The sequence below is a fragment of the Hyphococcus luteus genome (assembly GCF_002943565.1).
In the GTDB taxonomy this organism is placed as follows: domain Bacteria; phylum Pseudomonadota; class Alphaproteobacteria; order Caulobacterales; family Parvularculaceae; genus Hyphococcus; species Hyphococcus luteus.
The window spans coordinates 451,737-469,796 of record NZ_PJCH01000001.1; the positions used below are offsets into that span (position 1 = coordinate 451,737).

Annotated in this window: 18 protein-coding genes and 1 tRNA gene; 11 read left to right on the forward strand and 8 right to left on the reverse strand. The window is 60.4% G+C overall.

Going from position 1 to position 18,060, the window contains the following annotated elements:
* Window positions 1-9 precede the first annotated feature (9 nt).
* Complete coding sequence (locus CW354_RS01930) at window positions 10-2,793, forward strand: hybrid sensor histidine kinase/response regulator (RefSeq protein WP_165793481.1); 2,784 nt, start codon at window positions 10-12, stop codon at window positions 2,791-2,793.
* Window positions 2,794-2,798: 5 nt separating this feature from the next.
* Here CW354_RS01930 and CW354_RS01935 read toward each other — a convergent pair whose 3' ends face one another.
* Window positions 2,799-3,473 (reverse strand): helix-turn-helix domain-containing protein, encoded by a 675-nt coding sequence (locus tag CW354_RS01935; RefSeq protein ID WP_104828349.1) that lies wholly within the window; start codon window positions 3,471-3,473, stop codon window positions 2,799-2,801.
* Window positions 3,474-3,700: 227 nt separating this feature from the next.
* On the opposite strand from CW354_RS01935, the gene CW354_RS01940 reads away from it, so the two are divergent.
* On the forward strand, window positions 3,701-3,901 hold the full coding sequence (locus tag CW354_RS01940; RefSeq protein ID WP_104828350.1) for a hypothetical protein: 201 nt from the start codon (window positions 3,701-3,703) through the stop codon (window positions 3,899-3,901).
* Here CW354_RS01940 and CW354_RS01945 read toward each other — a convergent pair.
* Window positions 3,898-4,572, reverse strand: a complete 675-nt coding sequence (locus tag CW354_RS01945) for an HAD-IA family hydrolase (protein ID WP_104828351.1) — start codon at window positions 4,570-4,572, stop codon at window positions 3,898-3,900. The two genes, CW354_RS01940 and CW354_RS01945, sit on opposite strands and share 4 nt — an antisense overlap.
* Window positions 4,573-4,712: 140 nt before the next feature.
* Here CW354_RS01945 and glmU point away from each other — a divergent pair, with 140 nt between their 5' ends.
* The 4 genes from glmU (at window position 4,713) to gor (ending at window position 8,768) form a co-directional block, all read left to right on the forward strand.
* Complete coding sequence (gene glmU, locus CW354_RS01950) at window positions 4,713-6,062, forward strand: bifunctional UDP-N-acetylglucosamine diphosphorylase/glucosamine-1-phosphate N-acetyltransferase GlmU (RefSeq protein ID WP_104828352.1); 1,350 nt, start codon at window positions 4,713-4,715, stop codon at window positions 6,060-6,062.
* Window positions 6,063-6,072: 10 nt separating this feature from the next.
* Window positions 6,073-6,768 carry a ribose-5-phosphate isomerase RpiA gene (gene rpiA / locus CW354_RS01955; protein WP_104828353.1) on the forward strand — a complete coding sequence of 232 codons (696 nt, stop codon included), beginning with the start codon at window positions 6,073-6,075 and terminating at the stop codon, window positions 6,766-6,768.
* An 80-nt stretch (window positions 6,769-6,848) separates the two neighbouring features.
* A complete protein-coding gene (locus tag CW354_RS01960) occupies window positions 6,849-7,373 on the forward strand; it encodes a hypothetical protein (protein ID WP_104828354.1) in 525 nt (174 codons plus the stop codon).
* A 9-nt stretch (window positions 7,374-7,382) separates the two neighbouring features.
* Window positions 7,383-8,768: a glutathione-disulfide reductase gene (gene gor / locus CW354_RS01965; RefSeq protein ID WP_104828355.1), complete on the forward strand. Its 1,386-nt coding sequence runs from the start codon at window positions 7,383-7,385 to the stop codon at window positions 8,766-8,768.
* 318 nt (window positions 8,769-9,086) lie between these two features.
* Here gor and CW354_RS01970 read toward each other — a convergent pair whose 3' ends face one another.
* Entirely contained in the window at window positions 9,087-9,608 is a 522-nt protein-coding gene (locus tag CW354_RS01970; RefSeq protein WP_108723944.1) for an invasion associated locus B family protein, read from the reverse strand.
* A 187-nt stretch (window positions 9,609-9,795) separates the two neighbouring features.
* Here CW354_RS01970 and acnA point away from each other — a divergent pair, with 187 nt between their 5' ends.
* The 4 genes from acnA (at window position 9,796) to CW354_RS01990 (ending at window position 14,847) form a co-directional block, all read left to right on the forward strand.
* Window positions 9,796-12,471 carry an aconitate hydratase AcnA gene (acnA, locus tag CW354_RS01975; protein WP_104828486.1) on the forward strand — a complete coding sequence of 892 codons (2,676 nt, stop codon included), beginning with the start codon at window positions 9,796-9,798 and terminating at the stop codon, window positions 12,469-12,471.
* Between the two features lie 231 nt (window positions 12,472-12,702).
* A complete protein-coding gene (locus tag CW354_RS01980) occupies window positions 12,703-13,506 on the forward strand; it encodes a hypothetical protein (RefSeq protein ID WP_104828356.1) in 804 nt (267 codons plus the stop codon).
* On the forward strand, window positions 13,503-14,402 hold the full coding sequence (locus tag CW354_RS01985; RefSeq protein WP_165793482.1) for a glycosyltransferase: 900 nt from the start codon (window positions 13,503-13,505) through the stop codon (window positions 14,400-14,402). Before CW354_RS01980 ends, CW354_RS01985 begins: the two co-directional genes overlap by 4 nt.
* Before the next feature lie 10 nt (window positions 14,403-14,412).
* Window positions 14,413-14,847, forward strand: a complete 435-nt coding sequence (locus CW354_RS01990; RefSeq protein WP_104828358.1) for a hypothetical protein — start codon at window positions 14,413-14,415, stop codon at window positions 14,845-14,847.
* Here CW354_RS01990 and CW354_RS01995 read toward each other — a convergent pair.
* From CW354_RS01995 to CW354_RS02005, 4 genes are all read right to left on the reverse strand, one after another.
* A complete protein-coding gene (locus CW354_RS01995; protein WP_104828359.1) occupies window positions 14,842-15,096 on the reverse strand; it encodes a hypothetical protein in 255 nt (84 codons plus the stop codon). The genes CW354_RS01990 and CW354_RS01995 overlap by 6 nt on opposite strands.
* Before the next feature lie 50 nt (window positions 15,097-15,146).
* On the reverse strand, window positions 15,147-15,404 hold the full coding sequence (locus CW354_RS22865) for a hypothetical protein (protein ID WP_133162127.1): 258 nt from the start codon (window positions 15,402-15,404) through the stop codon (window positions 15,147-15,149).
* Between the two features lie 124 nt (window positions 15,405-15,528).
* Window positions 15,529-15,601: transfer RNA gene (locus tag CW354_RS02000), tRNA-Ser, on the reverse strand.
* Between the two features lie 69 nt (window positions 15,602-15,670).
* Window positions 15,671-16,648: an IS1595 family transposase gene (locus CW354_RS02005; protein WP_104828360.1), complete on the reverse strand. Its 978-nt coding sequence runs from the start codon at window positions 16,646-16,648 to the stop codon at window positions 15,671-15,673.
* A gap of 114 nt (window positions 16,649-16,762) precedes the next feature.
* Between CW354_RS02005 and CW354_RS24000 the strand changes: the two genes are divergently transcribed.
* Window positions 16,763-16,993: a DUF6471 domain-containing protein gene (locus CW354_RS24000; RefSeq protein ID WP_104828361.1), complete on the forward strand. Its 231-nt coding sequence runs from the start codon at window positions 16,763-16,765 to the stop codon at window positions 16,991-16,993.
* Window positions 16,994-17,100: 107 nt separating this feature from the next.
* Here the strand turns inward: CW354_RS24000 and CW354_RS02015 are convergent, their stop codons facing one another.
* Window positions 17,101-17,925 (reverse strand): hypothetical protein, encoded by an 825-nt coding sequence (locus CW354_RS02015; RefSeq protein WP_104828362.1) that lies wholly within the window; start codon window positions 17,923-17,925, stop codon window positions 17,101-17,103.
* Window positions 17,926-18,060: the final 135 nt, after the last annotated feature.

Sequence of the window (18,060 nt, forward strand, 5' to 3'; positions counted from 1 at the left end):
AGGACCGTCATGTCGAAACGCACGCAAACCCTTCGCGGAAGGTTAACATCTCTCGTCATCGTCGCGATCTTCGGGGCGGTGGCGATCGCAACAGCGTCCTCCGTATGGCGCGAAACGGCGCAATTCGGCGCGGGAAAGCGCGCCGAACTGGACGCATCGGCGCATATTTTCGCAAGCACGATCGCCGAACCTGTCGCCATGAACGACAAGGCCGCGACGCTGGGCGCCCTGCGCGCCATTTCTTATCTGCCGACGATCGAGCATGTGCGCATCAATCGAGAGGATGGCGCCGTCTTTGTGGAGCTTGGCAGCACGGCGGAAATCCGCGAAACCGGCAATGGCCTTTTCCAGGAGAACTCGCCCTTGTCGATGTTGAGCTCCGGAACGGCGTCGGCCACCGTGCCGGTCCGGTATGGCGACGAAACCGTTGCAACCCTGACCCTCAACGCCAGCACCGGGTCTTTGTGGGAGCGCATCGGCACGCTTCTTTATGACGCCCTCGTCGCCGCAATTTTCGCCGGCGGCATCGGCATGCTCATCGCCATGAAGATGCAGCGCGCCATCACCGACCCGATCCAGCGGCTCGGTCTCGTCATGGGCCATGTGCGCGAATCCGGCGATTTTAGCGTGCGCGCAGATCCGGTGGAAGACGAAGAAACCAACCAGCTTGTCGAAACCTTCAACACGATGCTCGACCATATTCAAGAGCGCGACTCGAAGCTGCAGGCGCATCAGCGCAATCTTGAAAAAACGGTCGAACTCAGAACCCGCGAAATGCGCGCCGCCAAGGACGCAGCGGAAGCGGCGAATGTCGCGAAATCCGATTTCCTCGCCACCATGAGCCATGAGATCCGCACCCCGATGAACGGCATGCTGGCGATGGCCGATCTCCTGAGCAAAGCCCGCCTTGCGCCGCGCCATAAACGCTACGCCGAAGTCATCGCCAAATCGGGCCAGAGCCTGCTCGCGATCATCAACGACATCCTCGACTTCTCCAAGATCGAGGCCGGCAAGCTGCAGCTCGAAAAGATACCGGTGCGCCCGGCCGATATTGTCGATGACGTGGTGGGGCTTTTCTGGGAGCGCGCGGCGTCGAAAAATATCGATCTCGCCGCCTATGTGGCCGCGAACACGCCGGAGGAAATCGAGGGCGACCCCGTGCGCATCAGCCAGGTCTTGTCGAACCTCGTCAACAACGCCTTGAAATTCACCGATCACGGCCATGTCGTGGTCGGCGTCGCCTTGAAATCCGGCGGCCGCGCGCAAGACGAGGCGTGCACGCTCGAATTTTCCGTTACCGACACCGGCGTCGGCATTGATAAAGACAAGCAGGCGACGATTTTCGAAGCCTTTTCACAAGGCGACCAGACGACGACGCGCCGCTTCGGCGGCACCGGGCTTGGCCTTGCGATCTGCCGCCGGCTCGTGGAGGCGATGAACGGCAAAATCGGCGTGAAAAGCCGTCCAGGCAAGGGGGCGCGCTTTTTCTTCAGTACAACAACAAAAACGCTCGCGGCGGCGAAACCCGTCAGGCAGGTCAGGGACGAAAAACGCGCCGTCATCGCCATCGAAGGCGACGCGACCCCGAAAATGCTCGCCCATTATCTGCGTGAAACGGGCGTCATTCCGCACATCGTGGAAGAGGGCGCGCAATTCGGGCCTCATATCGCCTGCGCGGACATGATTTTCGCCTCGCCCGCCTTTTATCACGTCTATCAAAAAACGATCAGCGAGGGCAAAGCGCAATGGGTGCCGGCGCGCGTGTGCATTTGCGAACTTGGCGATGTCGCGCCGGACGCGCTCGTGGAAGACGGCGTTGTCGAGGATATTCTTTTAGCGCCGCTCTCGCGCCGCGAAGTGATGGAGCAGGTGGGCCGCATCATCGACGGCAGGCTTCGGGGCAAAACGGCGCTCGCCACAACGGAGACGGCGCAGCCCGACCGGCTTTGCTTCCGCGGCCAGCGCGTGCTGGCCGCCGACGACAGCGCCGTCAACCGGGAGGTCGTGAAAGAAGCTTTGGCGCGGCTCAATCTCGACGTCACGCTCGCCGGCGACGGGCGCGAGGCGCTGGCGCTCGTCAAGAGCGAGCCTTTCGATCTTATTTTGATGGATTGCTCCATGCCGAAGATGGACGGCTTTGAAGCGACGCAGGCGATCCGCAGCCTTGAGGAAAGAACCGGGCGCGCCCGGGTTCCGATCATCGCCCTGACCGCGCATGTGGCGGGCAAAGACGCGGCGTGGCGGGAAGTCGGCATGGACGAATATTTGACGAAACCGTTCACCCTCGACAGCCTGTCCGGCGTGATCGCACAATATCTCGAAGCGGACGCGGGCGGCCGCGCGCCGGAAGCAGACGCGCCGGCGGATGAAGAAGACGCGCCGGCCGATCATGAGGACCCCATCGCGCCGGAGCCAGAAGAAGACAATCCGGTTTTCGACCGGACCGTGCTGGAGCAAATCGCCGTCATGCAGTCAGGCGCCGCCAATCTGCCCTTGCGCGCCCTGGCGATATTCGAAGAGCACTCCCGGGAGGCGATCCGCACGCTCGCAAACGCGTTGAAAACCGGAGACAACGAAGCCGTCGCCCAAGCCGCGCACGCTCTGAAATCCATGAGCGTCAATGTCGGCGCACGCCGGCTCGGCGCGGCCTGCGGCGAAATCGAACGCGAAGCGCGCAACGGCGCCGCCAAAGCCGCGCTCAGCGCCTTGTGCAAGCAAGCCGCGGCGGAATTTCGCGAAACCCATCGCGCGCTGCCGGCGCTGATGCAGGAATTCAAACAATCCGCAGCCTGACGGAATCAATGCACGCGGATCGAGACCCTGACGCATCCAATAATCGTCACCGCCGGCGTCACCGCATAGGACGGATGACCGCTTTCGCTGGAATGAGGCTCGAGCCGCACGGCGCCGCTGCCCAGCGCCGGATTTGACCGCCACCGCCGCAAGACCAGCGCGTCATTGACGAGCGCCAGACAGAAATCGCCGTCGTCCGGCTGGCGGTCGTCGTAATCCACGATCACCACCGTATCCGGCAGGAAGGAAAGGTTGACCGCCGGATCGTTGACGAAAACGGCGAAGAGCTTCGCCGGGCCCAGCGTCACCGGGATGTAGTCCTCCGCCATAGCGTGCGGATCGGCGTGCGGATCGCGCGCGAACAAGGCCGCCGCGCGCAGGGAGATGACCGGCACATGCCGGACCGGCCGGCGGATATAGGCGGCGGCGGCGTGTGTGTCGGTCTCCGCCGATGACCGGTCGCCCGCTGCGAGCCAGTCGAGCGAGGCCTCCAGCGCGTCGGCGAGCTTGGCGAGGGTCAGCCGGCGCGGGTCGTGAACGCCGCTTTCCCAATTGGCGATGGCCGGCTGGGTCACCCCGATGCGCTTGGCGAGATCCGACTGGCTCAATCCCTTGGTTTTTCGGGCCTGGCGGATGCGCTCGCCGATGGAGCGGGCGGCGGCGGTTTGAGTGACGTCCATAAGCCCTCCTGATTTATAAGTTATTCTTATATTATCAGTTTCGGCTACGCCATAAAATTCTGCACAACAATTACAAAGCGCACCAAATTCGCCTTAAACCGCGAAAACGCCTCCCCTTTCGGGGAAACCGGCAGGTATAAAAATTACTAGGAAGAGACTTGAAAAAATCAGCTTGTCTTATATTCTGGCGGCGGTGGAAACGACCCAGCATAGATCGGGGAAAAGCAATGACTGACCTGTGCGATCAAGACGGCGCCAGCCGTCTCGCAGCAAAAATCCAGGATTTCTGGCGCAAACGCGGTTTCGATGTTGTCGTTGAAATGAAGGAGGAAGGCTTCGTGTCGACCATGCGGTCAGCGCGCACCGATGTCCGCTCTAATATGATCAATGGCATGCCGACCAAGATCATGTCCGCCGAAGCCGGCTAGCCTTTTAAAGCGGCCTCAATCAGCGGCGCGGCTTCGCGGTAACTTGAAAAGACCGCCGCGCGATCGGCGAGCGTCACCGGTCCGTATCCGAAATCTGCAACAAAACAGGGAAGCCCCGCCGCGCCGGCGGCGCGGATGTCGGTGTCGCTGTCGCCAATGAAAGCGGCCCGCGCCGCCCCGATTTCCTGAAGACAAAGCCGCACCGGCGCCGGATCGGGCTTGGCCGCTTCGGCCGTGTCGGCGCCGACTATGGCGTCGAAAAGCGGCGCGACCCCCAGCGTTTCAATCAGACGGCGCGCCATCGCCTCGCGCTTGTTGGTGCAGATCGCCGCCCTTGCGCCGCGCGCCAGAAAGCCCTCGGTCATCTCGATCACATGATCGAAAGGCCTCGAATGAACGGCGATATTTTCCCCGTAGAAGTCCAGAAAGCGGGTCATGGCGTCGTCGAGCTCGCCTTCTTGCGCCTCGCGCCCGGCGCTTAAGAGAAAGCCGCGCATCAGCATCCGCCGGGCCCCATGGCCGACGAGATGGCGCACCTCGCCGGTCGGGACCGGCGCGAGACCGGCGGCGGCAAGGACGTGGTTCATCGACGCCGAGAGGTCTTCGACCGTGTCCACCAGCGTGCCGTCGAGATCGAAAATAAGCGCGCTTCCGCGCAGATCCTCCGCCATAGCTCCGCCCTTTTGCTCCTTTACGCTCCGAACAGGCCCGAATCGCGCCAATTCGCCCGGCTAGCCATAGGCCGTTTCGCCCTGGCTGTGATAGACGAGCCCCGCCTATATGTCCGCTTTTGAAGAATGAAAGTTCGACAATGACCGACCTTAAGACCGCCGCCGTGATTCTCGCCGCCGGGCACGGCACGCGGATGAAATCGGCGCTGCCCAAAGTCATGCATGAAATCGGCGGGCGGGCGATGATCGCCCATGTGATCGACGGGGCGGCGGCGCTCGCGCCTGAGCGCATGGCCGTCGTCATTGGCGATCATGCGCCGGAGGTCGGCGATTTCGCCAGGACGGTGCGCGGCGACATTGCGGTCGCGGTGCAGGCGCCGCCGCAAGGCACCGCCCATGCGGTGATGCAGGCCCTGCCCGCGCTTAAAGGCTTTTCCGGCGCCGTGCTCGTGCTTTATGCGGACACGCCGCTCGTCACGCCGCAGACGCTTCAAGCCCTCGCCGGCGAAATCGAAAACGGCGCCGCCGTCGCCGTCCTCGGCTTCACGCCGGAAGAGCCCGGCGCCTATGGCCGGTTGAAGCTCGACGAAAAAGGCGCCCTCGCCGCTATCGTCGAAGCGAAGGATGCGAGCCCGGAAGAACTCGAGATTACGCTGTGCAATTCCGGCGTCATGGCGATCGACGCGGCTTTCTTGATGAAGCGTTTGAAAGACATCGGCAACGACAACGCCAAGGGCGAATATTATCTCACCGACATTGTCGCTCTCGCCCGCGCTGACGGCCAACCCTGCGCCGTGATCGAGGCGGACGCCGACGAGGTCTTGGGCGTCAATTCGCGGGTCGAACTCGCAGAAGCCGAAGCGGTGTTTCAGGACCGGATGCGCGAGGCGGCGATGGCGGCGGGCGCCACGCTCGCCGATCCCCTCACCGTCTATTTCTCCTACGACACCAAGCTCGGCAAGGACGTGACCGTCGGCCAGCATGTGGTGTTCGGCCCGGGCGTGACGGTGGCCGACAACGCCGAAATCAAGCCTTTCTCGCATCTTGAAGGCGCGTCCGTCGCCGGCGGCGCCAGCGCCGGGCCGTTTGCGCGCCTGCGCCCCGGGGCGGCGCTCAAAACCGGCGCGAAAGTCGGCAATTTCGTCGAAATCAAAAAAGCGGTGATCGGCGACGGGGCGAAGGTGAGCCATCTCAGTTATATCGGCGATGCTGATGTCGGAGCTGAGGCGAATATCGGCGCCGGGACCATCACCTGCAATTATGACGGCTACGGAAAATTCAAAACGGTGATCGGCAAGGGCGCCTTTATCGGCTCGAATTCCGCGCTCGTCGCGCCGGTGACCATCGGCGAGCGCGCCTATGTGGGCTCGGGCTCCGTGGTGACGGAAGACGTCGCGCCCGGCGACCTCGCTCTCGCCCGCGCGCGCCAGACCGCGATCAAGGGCTGGGCCGCACGGTTTCACGACAAACACAAAGCCAGGAAGAAGTAGGATTTAGACAATGGACAAGGAAGCGGGCAAACGCCTCGCCGCAGAGGAAGCCGCCAACCATATCGAACGCGACATGACCTTAGGCTTAGGCACCGGCTCCACCGCCGCCTATTTCGTCGACATAGTCGGCAAGCTGGTTTCCGAAGGCTGGGACTTGCGCGGCGTGCCGACCTCGGAAGCAACGCGCGAGCACGCCGAGCGCGTCGGCGTCGAGATCATCGAGCCAGATGAGGCGACCGTCATTGACCTCGCCGTGGACGGCGCCGACGAAGCCGATCCGTCGCTCAATCTCATCAAGGGCGGCGGCGCGGCGCTGTTGCGCGAAAAGATCATCGCTTACGCCGCGAAGAAATTCATCGTCATCGCCGACAAGTCGAAACGCGTCGCCGCGCTCGGGGCGTTTCCCCTGCCGGTTGAAATCTCGCCTTACAGCTGGGCGCTCACCGTCGCCGCCCTGCGCCGGACGCTCGCCGACAATGGCTTTGCGGAGGCGAACCTTGAGCTTCGCGCACGCGACGGCGAGGCCGTCAAAACCGACGGCGGCAACCTCATCATCGATTGCCGGCTGGGGCGCATCGAGAACCCGGCGGCGCTGGAAAAAGCCCTCGCCGCCATTCCCGGCGTCCTTGAGAGCGGGCTCTTTTGCGGCATGACCCGGATGGCGATTTTCGGCGGCGAAGACGGGATTACGATTAACGGCGCTTGACGCATTGTTTGAGTTCGCCCGGCGGCTTGGCCTCGCCCGCGCCCCCGCGTTACCGTCCGCCGTCAAGAACCGGAATTCCCATGTCCCAGTCCCGTTTTGAAAAACTCCAGGAAGCGATCAAGACTTATGGCGCAGCGGCGTTCGAAAACCTCCTGCGCTGCAAGGGGCTGGGCGAAGCGGTCGTCGCCGGTCTGCCGGATTATCTCGGCTGCAACGCCGAATGCGTCACCGCGGTGCCGCCGGAGGGGCCCTTCGATCCGCGCAAGGATTATGGCGAAGACGCGTTCAGCTATCGCCGCCGCCAGGTCATCGTGCTCGAACCCATCGTCTTCGGCGTCGCGCTGACCGTTCACAATCTGGAGGATTCCGGCGCCTTGTGGCTCAGGACGGCGCTTTCCATCGAGGTGACCGGCGACAGCTTCGACGTTTTCGTGGCGCAGCAGCCCCTGATCCGCATTCCCCTCGACTATGAGAACAAGCTCGAGCCTGTCTTCGAGGCGATCTATCGCGAATTTTTGAACACGTTTCAGCTCGAAGTGCTGGAATTCAATGATAAGCGTTTCGAAACGCGCATCGGTTTCGTTCCCGACCTTCCCGAGAAATAAGGTTCTCCCATGTCTCAATATGATTACGACCTCTTCACCATCGGCGCCGGCTCCGGCGGCGTGCGCGCTTCGCGCCTCGCCGCGAGTTACGGCGCGAAAGTCGGCGTCGCGGAGGAATACCGCGTCGGCGGCACCTGCGTCATCCGCGGCTGCGTGCCGAAAAAATATCTCGTCTATGCGAGCGAGTACGGCCACGATTTCGAAAACGCCAAGGGCTATGGCTGGTCCGCCGACAATGTCTCCTTCGACTGGCCGACCCTGATCGCCAACAAGGACAACGAGATCGACCGGTTGAACGGCATCTATATCCGCAATCTGAAAAACGCCGGCGCGGACATCTTTCAGTCCCGCGCGGTCCTGAAAGACGAACACACCATCCACCTTGAGGCCGAAGGCCGCGACGTCACCGCCGAGCGCATCCTGATCGCCGTCGGCGGCAGCCCTTACGTCGACGAAAACGTGCCGGGCCACGAACTCGGCATCACCTCGAACGAGGCGTTTCATCTCGAAGAGCTGCCGAAATCGGTCGTGGTCGCCGGCGGCGGCTATATCGCCATCGAATTCGCCTGCATCTTCAAAGGGCTCGGCGCGGATGTGACGCTTGTCTATCGCGGCGAAGACATTCTTCGTTACTTCGACGCCGATATCTCGACGCAGGTCCACAAGGAGATGCAGCGCCAGGGCATTCGCGTCATCACCCAGGCGCTGTTCGACAAGATCGAAAAGCGCGACGGCGACACCAAGCGCGTCCATCTGTCGACCGGCGTTCATATCGATGCGGACTGCGTCTTCTGGGCGGTGGGCCGGAAGCCGGTGACGGGCGGCCTCGGCCTTGAAAAGGCCGGCGTCGAAACCGACAAGAACGGCGCCATCAAGGTCAACGACCAGTCGCAATCCTCAACGCCGAACATCTTCGCCGTGGGCGACGTCACCGACCGGGTCAACCTGACGCCGGTGGCGATCCGCGAAGGCGCGGCCTTCGCCGAAACCTTCTACAACGACAATCCGACGAGCACGGATTACCGCTTCATCCCCAAAGCCGTGTTCTCGCAGCCGCCCGTGGGCTCCGTCGGCTACGCCGAACATGAAGCGCGCCACGAATTCAAGAATGTGGACATCTACAAGGCCGAGTTCCGGTCCATGAAACATATCCTCACGGAGTCCGGCGAGCGCGTGTTGATGAAGATCATTGTCGACGCCGACACAGACCGCGTTCTCGGCTGTCACATTGTCGGCGAGGAAGCCGCGGAAATGATCCAGTGCGTCGCCATCGCCGTGAAAGCGGGGCTTAAAAAGAAAGACTTCGACGACACGGTGGCGCTGCATCCGACCATCGCCGAGGAATTGGTCACCATGCGCACGAAATACGTGCCCACGACCACCGACGCGCCGTAAGAGGCGACGCCGGGCGGGCCGAAGGATAAGGCCAAATCCAGACCCGGGGATAAAATTTAATAAATAAAATTCTATCCCCGCCCTTTGGGGACGGCTTTATGATGCGCGCCTTGAGAGCCGGGCATTGCATTTCAAAAGAGGCGAACGCCCGTCAAAGGAAGGGACTTTTGCGCCCGCATCTCGCCCATCAGGAGAAAAAGCCCCGTGGAACAATTTACGCAACTGGCGCCAAATTCGCCTGAACGCCAGCAAAGACGCCAAAAAAAGAAAAAGCGGAATCGGGATTACGCAAAATGTTTCACGGCGCGCGGCGCGCGGCTACTCGCACTCCTCGGCGGCGCGGTCGAGCGCGGCGGAGACGCCGCGCAGCGAGATGACGTAACTCGTCGCCGTGCCGCGCTGGGAAACGGCGCTGATCCGCATGTCGGCGCCCTTGCGCATGGCGCGCACCAGCCGCTCTTCCTCAGACGCCGATTCGATGAAAGCCTCGTTTTCCGAGGTGTACATTTCCCACTTGTCGGAGCCGATCCGGAGCGTCGGCTCCGGCTTGGCGTTCAGCCCGTAGCCCGTCATCAGGCTCGGCTGCTCCTTCGCCGCCCCGGATTCCCAGGTGGCGATCAGGAAGAAAACATCCCCGTGATTGACCGATTTCGGCGATTTGTCCGTCGCCTCGGTCGCCGCGAAGCAGATTTTATCCCCATCCACTTCCCGCACGAACACCGACCAGTCCCGGAAGGTCGCCTTCGCCTCGGGCTGCTGCGCGGCGGCGGCGAGCGGAGCGAAAACGGCGGCGAGACCGGAAAATATGGCGAGAACAACGGCTAAGGACGGACGAGGCATGGATGCAAAGCTCCCTCAAAGGCGGACTGGAAAGGGCTCCATAACGGATTTTCACCGCAGATAACATAGTTCGAAATGTGTCGCGACCATGACGGCCCCTGAACCGCAAAGCCGCATTGCAAGCGCGAAGACGTTGCGCCATAACGGCGCGGAATTTCACGGCTTTTTTCCCAACCGGAGGAACGAGATGATACCCGGAAGCGATTCCTTGAAAACCAAGAAGACGCTGACCGCCGGCGGCGCGTCTTACGCCTATTACAGCCTCGACGAAGCCTCGAAGCAAATCGGCGACATTTCCCGCCTGCCCTTCTCCCTGAAAGTCCTTCTGGAGAACCTGTTGCGCTTCGAAGACGACCGGTCCGTTTCGGTCGACGATATCAAGGCTTTCGCGGACTGGGTGAAGAACGGCAAGACGAGCCGCGAAATCGCTTACCGCCCGGCGCGCGTCCTGATGCAGGATTTCACCGGCGTTCCCGCCGTCGTGGATCTGGCCGCCATGCGCGACGCCATGAAAAATCTCGGCGAAGACCCGGAGAAGATCAATCCGCTGGCGCCGGTGGATCTCGTCATCGACCACTCGGTGATGGTCGATTATTTCGGCCATGCGGATTCCTTCGAGAAAAACGTCGACCGCGAATATGAGCGCAATGGCGAACGCTACCAGTTCCTGAAATGGGGCCAGGGCGCCTTCGACAATTTCCGCGTCGTTCCGCCCGGCACCGGCATCTGTCACCAGGTGAACCTTGAATATCTCGCCCAGACCGTCTGGACCGCGGACTATAAAGGCGAAACCTACGCCTATCCCGACACGCTCGTCGGCACCGACAGCCACACCACCATGGTCAACGGCCTTTCGGTTCTCGGCTGGGGCGTCGGCGGCATCGAAGCCGAAGCGGCGATGCTCGGCCAGCCGATCTCGATGCTGATCCCGGAAGTGATCGGCTTTAAAATGACCGGCAGGCTGCCCGAAGGCGCGACGGCGACGGACCTCGTCCTCACCGTCACCGAAATGCTGCGCAAGAAAGGCGTCGTCGGCAAGTTCGTGGAATTCTACGGGCCGGGCCTCGATCACCTCGCCCTCGAAGACCAGGCGACCATCGCCAATATGGCGCCGGAATATGGCGCGACCTGCGGCTTCTTCCCCATCGACGAAGAAACCCTGCGCTATCTCAAAGCCACGGGCCGTTCCGAGAGCCGCGTCGCGCTCGTCGAAGCCTACGCCAAAGAACAAGGCATGTGGCGCACCAAGGACACGCCCGATCCGGTCTTCACGGATACGCTGGAGCTCGATCTTTCCGAAGTGACGTCGTCGCTCGCCGGGCCGAAACGCCCGCAGGACCGCGTCACGCTTTCCGACGCGCCGAAAAACTTCTCGACCGCCCTCGACAAGGAATATGGCAAGGGCGGCGAAGCCGGCAAACGCGTCGCCGTCGACGGCGAAGATTTCGACATCGGCCATGGCGACGTGACGATCGCGGCGATCACGTCCTGCACCAACACCTCGAACCCGTCGGTGCTTATTGCGGCGGGCCTTGTCGCCCGCAACGCCCATGAAAAAGGGCTGAAAGTGAAGCCCTGGGTGAAAACCTCGCTCGCCCCGGGCAGCCAGGTGGTGACCGATTATCTCGACGCCGCGGGCCTTACCGACGACCTTAACTCTCTCGGCTTCAACCTCGTCGGCTATGGCTGCACCACCTGCATCGGCAACTCCGGTCCGCTGCCGCCGGCGATTTCGAAAGCCGTCAATGAAAACGATCTCGCGGTCGCCTCGGTGTTGTCCGGCAACCGCAATTTCGAAGGCCGCGTGTCGCCCGACGTACGCGCCAACTATCTCGCCTCGCCGCCGCTCGTCGTCGCCTACGCCATCGCCGGGTCGATGAACATCAACCTGACGACCGACCCCATCGGCAAGGACAAGGACGGCAAAGACGTCTTCATGAAAGACATCTGGCCCTCCAACAAGGAAATCGCCGAAGTCGTGCGCGAACACGTCACCGCGAAAATGTTCGCGACGCGCTATGCCGACGTCTTCAAGGGCGACGAGAAATGGCAGGCGATCGACGCCGGCGACGGCCAGACCTATCGCTGGCCGAAATCGACCTATGTGGCGAACCCGCCCTATTTCGAAGGCATGACCAAGGAGCCGAAACCCATCGAGCCTATTTCGGGCGCGCGCGTGCTGGCGCTGTTCGGCGATTCCATCACCACCGACCACATCTCGCCGGCCGGCTCCATCAAGGAAGACAGCCCGGCCGGGGAATATCTGAAATCCCACCAGGTGCCGGTGTCGGAGTTCAACTCCTACGGTTCGCGCCGGGGCAATCATGAAGTGATGATGCGCGGCACCTTCGCCAATATCCGCATCAAGAACCGGATGGTTCCGGGCACGGAAGGCGGCGTCACGAAATACGTCCCGACCGGCGAGGAAATGCCGATCTATGACGCGGCGATGAAATACAAGGCCGACAACGTCCCGAGCGTCGTCTTCGCCGGCAAGGAATACGGCACCGGCTCGTCGCGCGACTGGGCGGCGAAAGGCACGATCCTGCTCGGCGTCAGAGCCGTAATCGCTGAAAGCTTCGAGCGCATCCACCGCTCGAACCTGATCGGCATGGGCGTGTTGCCGCTGCAGTTCAAAGACGGCGACAGCTGGGAAGCGCTCGGACTGACGGGCGACGAAGAGGTGACGATCGCCGGTGTCGACAAAATCACTCCGCGTACGGATGTTAAGGTGACGATCAAATTCGCCAATGGCGACACGAAAGAGATCGAAGCGCTCGTGCGCATCGATACGGCGGACGAGCTCGACTATTTCCGCAATGGCGGCATCCTCCATTACGTCATCCGCAAGCTCGCAGCCTAACAGAAACGGCGGCTCTTTGCGGCCGGCTTTGGCAAGACATGAAAAAAGCCCGCCTCGTTAAAGGCGGGCTTTTTTTTGCACGGCGCGGGCGCTTGCTTCACGCCGAGCCCTTCGGTGGAAAATAACGCCCCATAGATGACTGTCCTAATTCTCTGTCTTTATTGGCGGGAGACTAGCCACGCTCCATTTATTCTGGAATAGTTTCCTACAGAAGAGCCAGAAAGGCGGGGGATGGCGCTCGGGGCGGCTTCAAAAACTGCGCAGGCGAGCCTTGCGCTCATGCTGACGGCGTTTGGCGCAGCCTGCTCCGCGCATGCCTCGCCCTGGGCGCGCGCCGACGGCGAACTCCTGATCATTTCCCACGCCGAGTATTTCTATTCCGACCTCACCTCTCAGGATCCGCGCGGCGGCCGTTTCGAGAGCTTGGACACCGACACCTATATCGAGTTCGGCGTCACCGACGACGTCACCATCGGCGGCAAGGCGATCTACGGCACGTCCTGGCTGACCAACAGCGCGGGAACCTTTACCGACACCGGCTTTTCCGAAATCGAAGGCTATGCGCAATATCAATTCGCGCGCACCATCAAACACGCCGCCTCACTGCGCCTCTCCGCCGGCAAGCCCGCCGCCTTTCAGGCGAGCGCCCGGCAAGCCATCAATAACGGCGCCGATGTAGAGCTCGCCGCGCTTTACGGCCGCAACCTGACCTTCGCGCCGTTAAAAACCTTCACGGCTGTCGAAGTCGGCTACCGCAAGCGTTTCGGCGCTGGCGCCGACGTCATCCGCAGTCAGGTCACGCTCGGCGCCGAACCCAGCCAGCACTGGCTTTTGCTGCTGGAAGGCTTTTCGACGGTTTCCTTGCGCAATGAAAAACCGGGCGGGGCTGACTACGACATCGTCAAAATCCAGCCGTCTCTCGTCTATCGCATCAACCGCCGCTGGGCCGTGCAGGCGGGGATGAATGAAGAAGTCACCGGACGCAATCTCGCGCTCGGGCGAACTTTCTTTATCGGCCTATGGAGCGCATTTTGAGCGAAGCCCTGCGAAAGCCCCGGCACGCTTCATCTGAAGCAAAACGGCGACGTGAAGAACTGGATGCCGACCTCGAACCGAACGGGAATGTTTATTCCCTGCGCAACCGTCAAACCGACAAAACAACAACCGTTCAACAACGGCTTCTTGAGCGCTTCGACGGAGAAATTGCACGCGCGGCGATCGACGGGCTCGCCGCAACCCGGCCGCAGGAATCCGCCAAGCGCCTTCTCACCCCCCAACAGACTGCGCTCTTCGCCGGTCTCCTTCTGGGCTTCGCCGCCGTCCTCTGGCGTTGGCCGGTCGCATCATTTGTCGGCTTCAATGTCTTCGTCACGATCTATTTCATCAGCGCGATTTTCTTCCGCCTCTGGCTCTTATTGATCGGACGCAAGGAGCCGGCGGCTGGGGCGCCGCCGCGGCCCATGACGGACGCCCAATTGCCGGTCATCACCATCCTCCTCCCGCTCTATCGGGACGCGGCGGCCTTGCCCACGCTGGCGCGCGCCGTCGACCGGCTCGACTATCCCGCGCACAAAAAGGACGTGAAGCTCCTGCTTGAAGAGGACGATCCGGAAACCATTACAGAAGCGCGCAAGCTCGGTCTCGACAAGCGTTACGAGACCATCGTCATCCCGCCGCAGGAACCGCGCACCAAACCCAAGGCCTGCAATTACGGCCTTTATCTCGCCCGCGGCGAGCTTATCGTCATCTATGACGCGGAAGACCTGCCTGACACCGACCAACTCAAAAAAGCGGCGGCGCGTTTCGCCGAGGGCGACGCCAAGCTCGCCTGCGTTCAGGCGCGGCTCAATTATTACAACCGCGAGGATAACTGGCTGACGCGCGGTATTATGGCGCAAACGCCATTAGAAGTGAATCCTTGCACGCCCTAAATTATGGGGCATGCAGACAGACAGTGGAAACCGTTACGCCGTAAAGGCGCTGAAAGACAAACGGGCCGCGCTCGCTGGCGAGATTATCCAGCTCAAGAAAAAGCTGGACTGGGCCGAGAGTCAGTTACGCCACGTTGACGCAACATTATCGCTCTTCGACCCGAAGATTGACCCCGGGGCCATCCCCGCAGCGCGACCACAGAAGCACGTAAAGCTGTTCAAGCAGGGCGAGCTTAACCGGCTCATCTTTGACGCCCTCAGAGTCTCAGGCGAGCCCACGCGCACCTTTGACGTGATTACGTCCGTTATTCTGGCGCTGGGGCATGAAGAGTCGGCGCGGCCCGCGCTGGGGCCTCGCGTTCGTTCCAATCTGCAATATCTCATGCGGCGGGGCGAAGTCGCAAAGATTGGCGGCGGCAGGGATGCTAGGTGGACGTTGTTATGAGTCCTTAGAGGCTAAGCGCTCCACTTCGGCGTCATTGGCCGCAATAATTGCGTTATGAATGTATTTTTCGAGTGTGACCCCCAAGTGAATTTCAAAGCTATTGGCCGCCATCCCCTCCTTTTCCGCCCTAAGCTTGCAGCGTGTCGCGTACTCCCGCGCAAGCTGCATGTCGCCCTCAGGCGGGTAACCTTCCGCATTGACGTAATCTGCAATAAAGGCGTCCGCAAAGTCTTTGTATTTATTAGACATTTTTAGGCCTCCTTTATCGAGAAGTCTATCGAGCCAAGAAAAACAAACAGTTAATCTTTGTCTTCTTCTGTCTCATCGCTAGCAATCTGAAGGGTGCGCTCTTCGAAACGCGAAAGCTGCATTTCAACGACTCGCGCCATGAGAAGCTGGCGAGCGACCATATTTGCACTCCTGCCCCACCCATATTTATTCCCGATGACACGAAGGTAATTCGCAATTTCCGGCGGTACCTTGAAAGCTATTTCAATATCAGAGTCCGGGCTCTTTGGGCGCCCAACCGGATTCTTAGCCTTTGTTTTTCCTGCCAAAAATAATTTCCAGAATAAAAACCCCCTTTTTTATTCCATAAATTCGTTGCTAAGGGGAGTCGAATAAGCATATCTGGTGATGTAATGAAAAAGGGGGCGCCCTCCCAAAAGGACGCCCCCAACGAGACCGGGGCCGGAATCGAACCGGCGTACTCAGACTTAGCAGGCCTGCGCCTAACCATTCGAGCCACCCGGCCCTAACGCAACAAACGGCTGCTCAATTGAGCAGCCGTTTTTGTTGGTTGTGTTCGCCCCAAAAATCAACCTTATGCTGAACGCTGCCAGTAGCCGGTGAAGTCAACGCTCTGCTTCGCGGCAAGTGCATTCCCGGCCACCCGGTTCACCTGCCAGCCGTTTGACCGGCGGCGGTGATCTTCGCGCCAAGAGGCTTCCTGCGCATAGCGGAGAAGGTAGGGGCCGCTAATCCAGTGATGGTGGCCTTGCTCCGCGCGACGCAGGCGGGAGAAGAAGGACTCCGCTTGATTGGTGCAGGCGCCGTCAAGGCTGTAGGCGATCTCGTGGTTGATGCGCAGCACTTCAAACTTGCCATGAAGGCTGTTCCATGACGGCGCTTCGTCAGCGTGAATTACCGTAGCCGGATCAACGCGGCGCTTGATCCAGTGTGTTGCTTCCGCTTCCGTTTTGAACACTTGCGGCGTGGTTTTGCCCTCGCGCTCGCGGACAACGACAACGCAGCGGCGCTTGCCGGATTGATTGACTTTGAAGCGGCGATCCTTGCGGTTTTCGCGAAGGTTCGCAGGCTTCACATAACCGCCAAAGTAGGCGCCATCAATCTCAGCCTGTACGCCTTCGCCGCCCATCTCGCGGCCCTTGTGTTCCTGCGCCATGGCTTCGCGAAGCTTGTGGCAAAGGACGAAAGCGGTCTTGTAGGAAAGGCCAAGCTCGCGCGACATGGCCAGCATGCTCTTGCCCTTCACTTCGTTGCAGAACAGCAGGATCGCCAGCAGGTAGGTGCGCAGCGGCATTTTGTGCGAGGCGAACAGCGTTCCGCTCGTGATCGAAAAATCTTTCCCGCAGTCTTTGCAGCGGTAGCGCGGGGCGCCGGACGGGCGGCGGCAGTCATAAACCGTCAGGGAGCCGCAGTGAGCGCAAACGGCCTCGCCTTGTGTCTCGGGCCAGCGAAGCTGGGCGAACAGCGTCTCAACGTCCGCATCGGCCATTTTGACCACATCCAAGAGGCTCAGCGTTTTCGCCGCTTTCGAGAGAAGAAAATGCTGGGCCATGGTGAAAAATCCTCAAATATGATGCCTACGCATCACATTTAGGGGTTGATAATCACCATATCAAGGGTTATTTCCTCATTATCGCAAAAAAATCATCAAATATGAGGAAATTTCGTGTCAGATGACCTAGACAAGCAATACCAGGCGAAGGCCAAGGGGCTCCTGAAAGCAGAAATGGCGCGCCGCAACTTGAGTTATGAGGGCCTGTCAGAGAAGCTGAAAAGCATCGGGATAGAAGAGAGCCCCAAGAACCTTTCAAACAAGATCGGAAGGGGCTCCTTTACGGCGGGGTTCTTTCTCCAATGCTTAGAGGCCATTGGCTGTACGTCATTGCGGTTGGACTAGGCGCGCTTTGCCTTTCTCCGGCGAGCGCCGGGGAGCGCGTAACCTATAATGAGGCGGTTTTAGATTGCACGGCTGACGGGTGCTTTCTCATTAAGGCCGCCCCGCCCTCAGAAATAACGATCTATAATTATGTAGAGGGAGCCGAAGGTCATAATGGCCCCGACGCAAATCAGTCCGACAGCGGCATAGCGCAGCACACGCTTCCGGCTGTCCAAGAGGGAGCCACTTCCATAGGCTGCAATGATAAAGCCTGCAGCGTAAATGAAAAAAGGCCATGGTGGCGTGAGCCGCTCGCACTCTCTGCGGTCTTTAGCACCCTTTTCAGTTTCGTCCTGATGATCGCTACCGTTCGTTTGTATAGCGTTTCCGCTAGACAAGCGAGCGCCTCTGAAACCGCTACACTCATAACGAAACAAATGGCGCGGGCTGCGCTTGTTTTGTTGAAGGGTGAAATTTGTGTGCGACGCGCAAATGGGAGTTATTGGCCTGCCATTAAGCTTACGATCCGTAACGGGGGTGGCACTATGGCTAGAAAAATCCATACTAGTACATCCGTCGTCCTGTATGGCACCGTGGATGGCGTCATGCAGGAAGTCTGGCCTCACAGGGACGACCTTTTCCATGAAACGTATGTCAACGATCTTGCGGCAGGCAGTGAAGACGAATTTGAAATTCGCTTGAGCGGGCTCGCGTTTAGCCCTCAGGTTTACAATGAATGGGCGCAAGGAAAGTTTGTAATCACAGTCATGACTTTTGTTGCGTATGCTGACGCTTTCGGGGATCTTGCCGACCCCGCAGTAGGCTGTTTCAACAGATTCTCCTCCCCAACAGAACCTCTCGAAGAATACTTCGTCGGTGAGCCCGCCGCCCTCGATGATAAAGCCCAAGAGCACTTGGAAAAACTGCGCCGCCAAAATCGGTAAAATATTCACCTAACCGGCCTCCCGGCTAGATGTTTGTTTTCGCGGCTGTTTTTAAACCACGGGCGCCGCGAAAGCCCGTGGCGTTTGCACCATAATACCGCTGACGCGGCTTTTCACGCTCGAATATTCCCTCTGGTTCGACTG